At 50.3% G+C, this 9,563-nt stretch carries 20 protein-coding genes; all 20 read left to right on the top strand.

Going from position 1 to position 9,563, the window contains the following annotated elements:
- The first annotated feature begins 2 nt into the window (after positions 1 to 2).
- The 20 genes from rplP (at position 3) to rplQ (ending at position 9,554) form a co-directional block, all read left to right on the top strand.
- Positions 3 to 413, top strand: coding sequence for a 50S ribosomal protein L16 (rplP, locus tag L977_RS14865; protein WP_002919759.1), 411 nt, complete (start codon positions 3 to 5; stop codon positions 411 to 413).
- Positions 413 to 604, top strand: a complete 192-nt coding sequence (gene rpmC / locus L977_RS14870) for a 50S ribosomal protein L29 (RefSeq protein WP_003863282.1) — start codon at positions 413 to 415, stop codon at positions 602 to 604. The genes rplP and rpmC overlap by 1 nt, the downstream gene beginning before the upstream one ends.
- On the top strand, positions 604 to 858 hold the full coding sequence (rpsQ, locus tag L977_RS14875; RefSeq protein WP_008503489.1) for a 30S ribosomal protein S17: 255 nt from the start codon (positions 604 to 606) through the stop codon (positions 856 to 858). Before rpmC ends, rpsQ begins: the two co-directional genes overlap by 1 nt.
- Before the next feature lie 166 nt (positions 859 to 1,024).
- Positions 1,025 to 1,396: a 50S ribosomal protein L14 gene (gene rplN / locus L977_RS14880; RefSeq protein WP_002919748.1), complete on the top strand. Its 372-nt coding sequence runs from the start codon at positions 1,025 to 1,027 to the stop codon at positions 1,394 to 1,396.
- Between the two features lie 10 nt (positions 1,397 to 1,406).
- Positions 1,407 to 1,721, top strand: coding sequence for a 50S ribosomal protein L24 (gene rplX, locus L977_RS14885; RefSeq protein WP_003863287.1), 315 nt, complete (start codon positions 1,407 to 1,409; stop codon positions 1,719 to 1,721).
- 14 nt (positions 1,722 to 1,735) lie between these two features.
- Positions 1,736 to 2,275, top strand: a complete 540-nt coding sequence (gene rplE / locus L977_RS14890; protein ID WP_001096206.1) for a 50S ribosomal protein L5 — start codon at positions 1,736 to 1,738, stop codon at positions 2,273 to 2,275.
- A gap of 14 nt (positions 2,276 to 2,289) precedes the next feature.
- Positions 2,290 to 2,595: a 30S ribosomal protein S14 gene (rpsN, locus tag L977_RS14895; protein WP_003863291.1), complete on the top strand. Its 306-nt coding sequence runs from the start codon at positions 2,290 to 2,292 to the stop codon at positions 2,593 to 2,595.
- A gap of 30 nt (positions 2,596 to 2,625) precedes the next feature.
- On the top strand, positions 2,626 to 3,018 hold the full coding sequence (rpsH, locus tag L977_RS14900) for a 30S ribosomal protein S8 (RefSeq protein ID WP_006178918.1): 393 nt from the start codon (positions 2,626 to 2,628) through the stop codon (positions 3,016 to 3,018).
- Positions 3,019 to 3,030: 12 nt separating this feature from the next.
- Positions 3,031 to 3,564 carry a 50S ribosomal protein L6 gene (gene rplF, locus L977_RS14905; RefSeq protein ID WP_003863296.1) on the top strand — a complete coding sequence of 178 codons (534 nt, stop codon included), beginning with the start codon at positions 3,031 to 3,033 and terminating at the stop codon, positions 3,562 to 3,564.
- Between the two features lie 9 nt (positions 3,565 to 3,573).
- On the top strand, positions 3,574 to 3,927 hold the full coding sequence (gene rplR / locus L977_RS14910) for a 50S ribosomal protein L18 (RefSeq protein ID WP_003863297.1): 354 nt from the start codon (positions 3,574 to 3,576) through the stop codon (positions 3,925 to 3,927).
- A 14-nt stretch (positions 3,928 to 3,941) separates the two neighbouring features.
- Entirely contained in the window at positions 3,942 to 4,442 is a 501-nt protein-coding gene (gene rpsE, locus L977_RS14915; RefSeq protein WP_003863299.1) for a 30S ribosomal protein S5, read from the top strand.
- Between the two features lie 6 nt (positions 4,443 to 4,448).
- Positions 4,449 to 4,628, top strand: coding sequence for a 50S ribosomal protein L30 (rpmD, locus tag L977_RS14920; RefSeq protein WP_003863301.1), 180 nt, complete (start codon positions 4,449 to 4,451; stop codon positions 4,626 to 4,628).
- A gap of 3 nt (positions 4,629 to 4,631) precedes the next feature.
- A complete protein-coding gene (rplO, locus tag L977_RS14925; protein ID WP_014885468.1) occupies positions 4,632 to 5,066 on the top strand; it encodes a 50S ribosomal protein L15 in 435 nt (144 codons plus the stop codon).
- Between the two features lie 7 nt (positions 5,067 to 5,073).
- Positions 5,074 to 6,405 (top strand): preprotein translocase subunit SecY, encoded by a 1,332-nt coding sequence (secY, locus tag L977_RS14930; protein WP_003863305.1) that lies wholly within the window; start codon positions 5,074 to 5,076, stop codon positions 6,403 to 6,405.
- Between the two features lie 31 nt (positions 6,406 to 6,436).
- Positions 6,437 to 6,553 carry a 50S ribosomal protein L36 gene (gene rpmJ, locus L977_RS23280; RefSeq protein WP_000868187.1) on the top strand — a complete coding sequence of 39 codons (117 nt, stop codon included), beginning with the start codon at positions 6,437 to 6,439 and terminating at the stop codon, positions 6,551 to 6,553.
- 146 nt (positions 6,554 to 6,699) lie between these two features.
- Positions 6,700 to 7,056: a 30S ribosomal protein S13 gene (gene rpsM / locus L977_RS14935; protein WP_003863308.1), complete on the top strand. Its 357-nt coding sequence runs from the start codon at positions 6,700 to 6,702 to the stop codon at positions 7,054 to 7,056.
- Between the two features lie 16 nt (positions 7,057 to 7,072).
- On the top strand, positions 7,073 to 7,462 hold the full coding sequence (gene rpsK / locus L977_RS14940) for a 30S ribosomal protein S11 (protein WP_003863312.1): 390 nt from the start codon (positions 7,073 to 7,075) through the stop codon (positions 7,460 to 7,462).
- A gap of 32 nt (positions 7,463 to 7,494) precedes the next feature.
- Positions 7,495 to 8,115: a 30S ribosomal protein S4 gene (rpsD, locus tag L977_RS14945; RefSeq protein ID WP_003863314.1), complete on the top strand. Its 621-nt coding sequence runs from the start codon at positions 7,495 to 7,497 to the stop codon at positions 8,113 to 8,115.
- Positions 8,116 to 8,140: 25 nt separating this feature from the next.
- On the top strand, positions 8,141 to 9,130 hold the full coding sequence (locus tag L977_RS14950; protein WP_002919219.1) for a DNA-directed RNA polymerase subunit alpha: 990 nt from the start codon (positions 8,141 to 8,143) through the stop codon (positions 9,128 to 9,130).
- 40 nt (positions 9,131 to 9,170) lie between these two features.
- Positions 9,171 to 9,554, top strand: a complete 384-nt coding sequence (rplQ, locus tag L977_RS14955; RefSeq protein ID WP_001216368.1) for a 50S ribosomal protein L17 — start codon at positions 9,171 to 9,173, stop codon at positions 9,552 to 9,554.
- Positions 9,555 to 9,563 lie beyond the last annotated feature (9 nt).

A 9,563-nucleotide genomic window follows, 5' to 3' on the forward strand; every position in this document is an offset into this window, starting at 1 on the left:
TGATGTTACAACCAAAGCGTACAAAATTCCGTAAAGTGCACAAAGGCCGCAACCGTGGTCTGGCGCAGGGTACGGATGTTAGCTTCGGCACTTTCGGTCTGAAAGCTGTTGGCCGTGGTCGTCTGACTGCACGTCAGATCGAAGCAGCACGTCGTGCAATGACCCGTGCAGTTAAGCGTCAAGGTAAGATCTGGATCCGTGTATTCCCGGACAAACCGATCACCGAGAAGCCGCTGGAAGTTCGTATGGGTAAAGGTAAAGGTAACGTGGAGTACTGGGTTGCCTTGATCCAACCGGGCAAAGTCCTTTATGAAATGGACGGTGTTCCGGAAGAGCTGGCCCGTGAAGCCTTCGGCCTGGCAGCAGCGAAACTGCCTATCAAAACCACCTTTGTAACTAAGACGGTGATGTAATGAAAGCAAAAGAGCTGCGTGAAAAAAGCGTTGAAGAGCTGAACGCTGAGCTGCTGAACCTGCTGCGTGAGCAGTTCAACCTGCGTATGCAGGCTGCAAGTGGCCAGCTGCAACAGACTCACCTGCTGAAGCAAGTGCGTCGCAATGTTGCACGCGTTAAGACTTTACTGACTCAGAAGGCGGGTGCGTAATGACCGATAAAATCCGTACTCTGCAAGGTCGTGTTGTTAGCGACAAAATGGAGAAATCCATTGTTGTAGCTATCGAACGTATTGTGAAACACCCGATCTACGGTAAATTCATCAAGCGTACGACCAAACTGCACGTACATGACGAGAACAACGAATGTGGTATCGGCGACAAGGTTGAAATCCGTGAATGCCGTCCACTGTCCAAGACTAAGTCCTGGACGCTGGTTCGCGTTGTAGAGAAAGCGGTTCTGTAATACAGTACGCATTCTCAATACGAATAAACGGCTCAGCGATGAGCCGTTTATTTTTTCTACCCATATTGCAGAAGCGGTGTTATAATGCCGCGCCCTCGATATGGGGCTTTTTAACGGCTCTGATTTTAGAGTCTCAGGTAGTAGTTGACATTAGCGGAGCACTAAAATGATCCAAGAACAGACTATGCTGAACGTCGCCGACAACTCCGGTGCACGTCGCGTAATGTGTATCAAGGTTCTGGGTGGCTCGCACCGTCGCTACGCAGGCGTAGGCGACATCATCAAGATCACCATCAAAGAAGCAATTCCACGTGGTAAGGTCAAAAAAGGTGATGTGCTGAAAGCGGTAGTGGTGCGCACCAAGAAGGGTGTTCGTCGCCCTGACGGTTCTGTCATTCGCTTCGATGGTAATGCATGCGTTATTTTGAACAATAACAGCGAGCAGCCTATCGGCACGCGTATCTTTGGGCCGGTAACTCGTGAACTTCGTACTGAGAAGTTCATGAAAATTATCTCTCTGGCACCAGAAGTACTCTAAGGAGCGAATCATGGCAGCGAAAATCCGTCGTGATGACGAAGTTATCGTGTTAACCGGTAAAGATAAAGGTAAACGCGGTAAAGTAAAAAATGTTCTGTCTTCCGGCAAACTCGTCGTTGAAGGTATCAACCTGGTTAAGAAACATCAGAAGCCGGTTCCGGCCCTGAACCAACCAGGTGGCATCGTTGAAAAAGAAGCTGCTATTCAGGTTTCTAACGTTGCAATCTTCAATGCGGCTACCGGCAAGGCTGACCGTGTAGGCTTTAGATTCGAAGACGGCAAAAAAGTCCGTTTCTTCAAGTCTAACAGCGAAACTATCAAGTAATTTGGAGTAGTACGATGGCGAAACTGCATGATTACTACAAAGACGAAGTAGTTAACAAACTCATGACTGAGTTTAACTACAATTCTGTCATGCAAGTCCCTCGGGTCGAGAAGATCACCCTGAACATGGGTGTTGGTGAAGCGATCGCTGACAAGAAACTGCTGGATAACGCAGCAGCTGACCTGACAGCAATCTCCGGTCAAAAACCGCTGATCACCAAAGCACGCAAATCTGTTGCAGGCTTCAAAATCCGTCAGGGCTATCCGATCGGCTGTAAAGTAACTCTGCGTGGCGAACGCATGTGGGAGTTCTTTGAGCGCCTGATCACTATTGCTGTTCCACGTATCCGTGACTTCCGTGGCTTGTCCGCTAAGTCTTTCGACGGTCGTGGTAACTACAGCATGGGTGTCCGTGAGCAGATCATCTTCCCAGAAATCGACTACGATAAAGTCGACCGCGTGCGTGGTTTGGATATTACCATTACCACTACTGCGAAATCTGACGAAGAAGGCCGTGCTCTGCTGGCTGCCTTTGACTTCCCGTTCCGCAAGTAAGGTAGGGTTACTGAATGGCTAAGCAATCAATGAAAGCACGCGAAGTAAAGCGCGTAGCTTTAGCTGATAAATTCTTCGCTAAACGCGCTGAACTGAAAGCGATCATTTCTGATGTGAACGCTTCCGACGAAGATCGTTGGAATGCGGTTCTCAAGCTGCAGTCTCTGCCGCGTGATTCCAGCCCGTCTCGTCAGCGTAACCGCTGTCGTCAAACAGGTCGTCCACATGGTTATGTGGGCAAGTTTGGGTTGAGCCGTATCAAACTGCGTGAAGCCGCCATGCGCGGTGAAGTGCCAGGCTTGAAAAAGGCTAGCTGGTAATTACCAATTGAATCACGGGAGTAAAGACAGATGAGCATGCAAGATCCGATCGCGGATATGCTGACCCGTATCCGTAACGGTCAGGCCGCGAACAAAGTTGCGGTCACCATGCCTTCCGCCAAGCTGAAAGTGGCAATTGCCAACGTGCTGAAGGAAGAAGGTTTTATCGAAGATTTTAAAGTTGAAGGCGACACCAAGCCGGAACTGGAACTTACTCTCAAGTATTTCCAGGGTAAAGCTGTTGTAGAAAGCATTCAGCGTGTCAGCCGCCCAGGCCTGCGCATCTATAAGAAAAAAGATGAGCTGCCAAAAGTTATGGCTGGTCTTGGTATCGCAGTTGTTTCTACCTCTAAAGGTGTTATGACTGATCGTGCAGCGCGCCAGGCTGGTCTTGGTGGCGAAATTATCTGCTACGTAGCCTAATCGGAGGAAAGAATGTCTCGTGTTGCTAAAGCACCGGTCGTCATTCCTGCCGGCGTTGATGTTAAAATCGACGGTCAGGTTATTACGATCAAAGGTAAAAACGGCGAGCTGACTCGTACCCTCAACAAAGCTGTTGAAGTTAAACATGCAGATAACGCTCTGACCTTCGGTCCACGTGATGGTTTCGTGGATGGATGGGCTCAGGCTGGTACCGCGCGTGCCCTGCTGAACTCAATGGTTGTTGGTGTTACCGAAGGCTTCACTAAAAAGCTTCAGCTGGTTGGTGTAGGTTATCGTGCAGCGATCAAAGGGAATGCAGTAGGCCTGTCTCTGGGCTTCTCACACCCTGTTGAGCATCCGCTGCCGGCCGGTATCACTGCAGAATGCCCGACTCAAACTGAAATCGTGCTGAAAGGCGCTGATAAACAGCTGATCGGTCAGGTTGCAGCAGATCTGCGCGCCTACCGTCGTCCTGAGCCTTACAAAGGCAAGGGTGTTCGTTACGCCGACGAAGTCGTGCGTACCAAAGAGGCTAAGAAGAAGTAAGGTAACACTATGGATAAGAAATCTGCTCGTATCCGTCGTGCGACCCGCGCACGCCGCAAGCTCAAAGAGCTGGGTGCAACTCGCCTGGTGGTACATCGTACCCCGCGTCATATTTACGCACAGGTAATTGCACCGAACGGTTCTGAAGTTCTGGTAGCTGCTTCTACTGTAGAAAAAGCTATCTCAGAACAATTGAAGTACACCGGTAACAAAGACGCCGCTGCAGCTGTAGGTAAAGCTGTTGCTGAACGCGCTCTGGAAAAAGGCATCAGCAATGTTTCCTTTGACCGTTCCGGGTTCCAATATCATGGTCGTGTCCAGGCACTGGCAGATGCTGCCCGTGAAGCTGGCCTTCAGTTCTAAGGTAGAGGTGTAAGATGGCTCACATCGAAAAACAGGCTGGCGAACTGCAGGAAAAGCTGATCGCGGTAAACCGCGTATCTAAAACCGTTAAAGGTGGTCGTATTTTCTCCTTCACAGCTCTGACTGTAGTAGGCGATGGTAACGGTCGCGTTGGTTTTGGTTACGGTAAAGCGCGTGAAGTTCCAGCAGCGATCCAGAAAGCGATGGAAAAAGCCCGTCGCAATATGATTAACGTCGCGCTGAACAACGGCACCCTGCAACACCCTGTTAAAGGTGTTCACACGGGTTCTCGTGTATTCATGCAGCCAGCTTCAGAAGGTACCGGTATCATCGCCGGTGGTGCAATGCGCGCCGTTCTGGAAGTTGCTGGGGTTCATAACGTTCTGGCCAAAGCATATGGTTCCACCAACCCGATTAACGTGGTTCGTGCAACTATTGATGGCCTGGAAAATATGAATTCTCCAGAAATGGTCGCTGCCAAGCGTGGTAAATCCGTTGAAGAAATTCTGGGGTAATTGACCATGGCAAAGACTATTAAAATCACTCAAACCCGCAGTGCAATCGGTCGTCTGCCGAAACACAAGGCAACGCTGCTTGGCCTGGGTCTGCGTCGTATTGGTCATACCGTTGAGCGCGAGGATACTCCTGCTGTTCGTGGTATGGTCAACGCGGTTTACTTCATGGTTAAAGTTGAGGAGTAAGAGATGCGTTTAAATACTCTGTCTCCGGCCGAAGGCTCTAAAAAGGCGGGTAAACGCCTGGGTCGTGGTATCGGTTCTGGCCTCGGCAAAACCGGTGGTCGTGGTCACAAAGGTCAGAACTCTCGTTCTGGCGGTGGCGTACGTCGCGGTTTCGAGGGTGGCCAGATGCCACTGTACCGTCGTCTGCCGAAGTTCGGCTTCACCTCTCGCAAAGCAGCGATCACAGCGGAAATCCGTCTGTCTGACCTGGCGAAAGTTGAAGGCGGCGTTGTAGACCTGAACACGCTGAAAGCAGCAAACATTATCGGTATTCAGATCGAGTTCGCGAAAGTGATCCTGTCTGGTGAAGTTTCTACTCCGGTAACTGTTCGTGGCCTGCGTGTTACTAAAGGTGCTCGTGCTGCTATCGAAGCTGCTGGCGGTAAAATTGAGGAATAAGTAGCAGATGGCTAAGCAACCGGGATTAGATTTTCAAAGTGCCAAAGGTGGATTTGGCGAGCTGAAACGCAGACTGCTGTTTGTTATCGGCGCGCTGATTGTGTTCCGTATTGGCTCTTTTATTCCGATCCCTGGTATCGATGCCGCTGTACTTGCCAAACTGCTTGAGCAACAGCGAGGCACCATCATTGAAATGTTCAACATGTTCTCTGGTGGTGCTCTCAGCCGTGCTTCTATCTTCGCTCTGGGTATCATGCCGTATATTTCGGCATCGATTATTATCCAGCTGCTGACGGTCGTTCATCCGGCCCTGGCAGAATTGAAGAAAGAAGGGGAGTCTGGACGTCGTAAGATTAGTCAGTACACCCGTTACGGTACTCTGGTGCTGGCAATATTCCAGTCGATCGGTATTGCTACCGGTCTGCCGAATATGCCTGGTATGCAGGGCCTGGTATTAAACCCAGGCTTTGCATTCTATTTCACCGCTGTTGTTAGTCTGGTCACAGGGACGATGTTCCTGATGTGGCTCGGCGAACAGATTACTGAGCGTGGTATCGGTAACGGTATCTCAATCATTATCTTCGCCGGTATTGTTGCGGGTCTTCCGCCAGCCATCGCCCACACTATCGAGCAAGCGCGTCAAGGCGACCTGCACTTCCTCCTGTTGCTGTTGGTTGCAGTATTAGTATTTGCAGTGACGTTCTTTGTTGTCTTCGTTGAACGTGGTCAACGCCGCATTGTGGTGAACTACGCGAAACGTCAGCAAGGTCGTCGTGTCTATGCTGCACAGAGCACACATTTACCGCTGAAAGTGAATATGGCGGGGGTAATCCCGGCAATCTTCGCTTCCAGTATTATTCTGTTCCCGGCAACCATCGCGTCATGGTTCGGGGGCGGTACTGGTTGGAACTGGCTGACAACAATTTCGCTGTATTTGCAGCCTGGGCAACCACTTTATGTGTTACTCTATGCGTCTGCGATCATCTTCTTCTGTTTCTTCTACACGGCGTTGGTCTTCAACCCGCGTGAAACAGCAGATAACCTGAAGAAGTCCGGTGCATTTGTACCAGGAATTCGTCCGGGAGAGCAAACGGCGAAGTATATCGATAAAGTAATGACCCGCCTGACTTTGGTTGGTGCGCTTTATATTACTTTTATCTGCCTGATCCCGGAGTTCATGCGTGATGCAATGAAAGTACCGTTCTACTTCGGTGGGACCTCACTGCTTATCGTTGTTGTCGTGATTATGGACTTTATGGCTCAAGTGCAAACTCTGATGATGTCCAGTCAGTATGAGTCTGCATTGAAGAAGGCGAACCTGAAAGGCTACGGCCGCTAATTGGTCGCCTGAGAAGTTACGGAGAGTAAAAATGAAAGTTCGTGCTTCCGTCAAGAAATTATGCCGTAACTGCAAAATCGTTAAGCGTGATGGTGTCATCCGTGTGATTTGCAGTGCCGAGCCGAAGCATAAACAGCGCCAAGGCTGATTATTTCGCATATTTTTCTTGCAAAGTTGGGTTGAGCTGGCTAGATTAGCCAGCCAATCTTTTGTATGTCTGTACGTTTCCATTTGAGTATCCTGAAAACGGGCTTTTCAGCATGGTGCGTACATATTAAATAGTAGGAGTGCATAGTGGCCCGTATAGCAGGCATTAACATTCCTGATCAGAAACATGCTGTGATCGCATTAACTTCGATCTACGGCGTCGGCAAGACCCGTTCTAAAGCCATTCTGGCTGCAGCGGGTATCGCTGAAGATGTTAAGATCAGTGAGCTGTCTGAAGAACAAATCGACACGCTGCGTGACGAAGTTGCCAAATTTGTCGTTGAAGGTGATCTGCGCCGTGAAATCAGCATGAGCATCAAGCGCCTGATGGATCTTGGTTGCTATCGCGGTTTGCGTCATCGTCGTGGTCTGCCAGTGCGCGGTCAGCGTACTAAGACCAACGCACGTACCCGTAAGGGTCCGCGCAAACCGATCAAGAAATAATCGGGGTGATTGAATAATGGCAAAGGCACCAGTTCGTGCACGTAAACGTGTAAGAAAACAAGTCTCTGACGGCGTGGCTCATATCCATGCTTCTTTCAACAACACCATCGTTACTATTACTGATCGTCAGGGTAACGCTTTGGGTTGGGCAACAGCCGGTGGTTCCGGTTTCCGTGGTTCTCGCAAATCCACTCCGTTCGCAGCTCAGGTTGCAGCAGAGCGTTGCGCTGAAGCCGTAAAAGAATATGGCATCAAGAATCTGGAAGTTATGGTTAAAGGTCCGGGTCCGGGTCGTGAATCTACTGTTCGCGCTCTGAACGCCGCTGGTTTCCGCATCACGAATATTACTGATGTGACTCCGATCCCTCATAACGGTTGTCGTCCGCCGAAAAAACGTCGCGTATAACGCTCGTTTTTTAGGTTAGTTGGAGATAGAAAATGGCAAGATATTTGGGTCCTAAGCTCAAGCTGAGCCGTCGTGAGGGCACCGACTTATTCCTTAAGTCTGGCGTTCGCGCGATCGATACCAAGTGTAAAATTGAACAAGCTCCTGGCCAGCACGGTGCGCGTAAACCGCGTCTGTCTGACTATGGTGTGCAGTTGCGTGAAAAGCAAAAAGTTCGCCGTATCTACGGTGTGCTGGAGCGTCAGTTCCGTAACTACTATAAAGAAGCAGCACGTCTGAAAGGCAACACAGGTGAAAACCTGCTGGCTCTGCTGGAAGGTCGTCTGGACAACGTTGTTTACCGTATGGGCTTCGGCGCGACTCGTGCTGAATCACGCCAGTTGGTTAGCCACAAAGCAATCATGGTAAACGGTCGTGTTGTTAACATCGCTTCTTATCAGGTTAAAGCGAATGACGTTGTTAGCATTCGTGAGAAAGCGAAAAAGCAATCTCGCGTGAAGGCCGCTCTGGAGCTGGCTGAGCAGCGTGAAAAGCCAACCTGGCTGGAAGTTGATGCTGGCAAGATGGAAGGTACGTTTAAGCGTCAGCCGGAACGTTCTGATCTGTCTGCGGACATTAACGAACACCTGATCGTCGAGCTTTACTCCAAGTAAAGCTTAGTACCAAAGAGAGGACACAATGCAGGGTTCTGTGACAGAGTTTCTAAAACCGCGCCTGGTAGATATCGAGCAAGTGAGTTCGACGCACGCCAAGGTGACCCTTGAGCCTTTAGAGCGTGGCTTTGGCCATACTCTGGGTAACGCACTGCGCCGTATTCTGCTCTCATCGATGCCGGGTTGCGCGGTGACCGAGGTTGAGATTGATGGTGTACTTCATGAGTACAGCACCAAAGAAGGCGTTCAGGAAGATATCCTTGAAATCCTGCTCAACCTGAAAGGGCTGGCGGTGAGAGTTCAGGGTAAAGATGAAGTTATTCTTACTCTGAATAAATCTGGCATTGGCCCTGTGACTGCAGCCGACATCACCCACGACGGTGATGTTGAAATCGTCAAGCCGCAGCACGTGATCTGCCACCTGACCGATGAGAACGCAGCTATTAGCATGCGTATCAAAGTTCAGCGCGGTCGTGGTTATGTGCCGGCTTCTGCCCGAATTCATTCGGAAGAAGATGAGCGCCCAATCGGCCGTCTGCTGGTCGACGCATGCTACAGCCCTGTAGAGCGTATTGCCTACAATGTTGAAGCAGCGCGTGTAGAACAGCGTACCGACCTGGACAAGCTGGTCATCGAAATGGAAACCAACGGCACAATCGATCCTGAAGAGGCGATTCGTCGTGCGGCAACCATCCTGGCAGAACAACTGGAAGCTTTCGTTGACTTACGTGATGTTCGTCAGCCGGAAGTGAAAGAAGAGAAACCAGAATTCGATCCGATCCTGCTGCGCCCTGTTGACGATCTCGAATTGACTGTCCGCTCTGCTAACTGCCTCAAGGCAGAAGCTATCCACTATATCGGTGATCTGGTACAGCGTACCGAGGTTGAGTTGCTGAAAACGCCGAACCTAGGTAAAAAATCTCTTACCGAGATTAAAGACGTGCTGGCTTCACGTGGTTTGTCTCTGGGCATGCGCCTGGAAAACTGGCCACCAGCAAGCATTGCTGACGAGTAACCGGATCACAGGTTAAGGTTTTACTGAGAAGGATAAGGTCATGCGCCATCGTAAGAGTGGTCGTCAACTGAACCGCAACAGCAGCCATCGCCAGGCTATGTTCCGCAACATGGCAGGTTCACTGGTTCGTCATGAAATCATCAAGACGACCCTGCCTAAAGCGAAAGAGCTGCGTCGCGTAGTTGAGCCGCTGATTACTCTTGCCAAGACTGACAGCGTTGCTAATCGTCGTCTGGCATTCGCCCGCACTCGTGATAACGAGATCGTGGCAAAACTGTTTAACGAACTGGGCCCGCGTTTCGCGAGCCGTGCCGGTGGTTACACTCGCATTCTGAAGTGTGGTTTCCGTGCAGGCGACAACGCGCCGATGGCTTACATCGAGCTGGTTGATCGTTCAGAGAAAGCAGAAGCTGCTGCAGAGTAATCTATGTTC

The organism is Enterobacter sp. ZOR0014, assembly GCF_000798855.1.
Classification (GTDB): domain Bacteria; phylum Pseudomonadota; class Gammaproteobacteria; order Enterobacterales; family Enterobacteriaceae; genus Enterobacter; species Enterobacter kobei.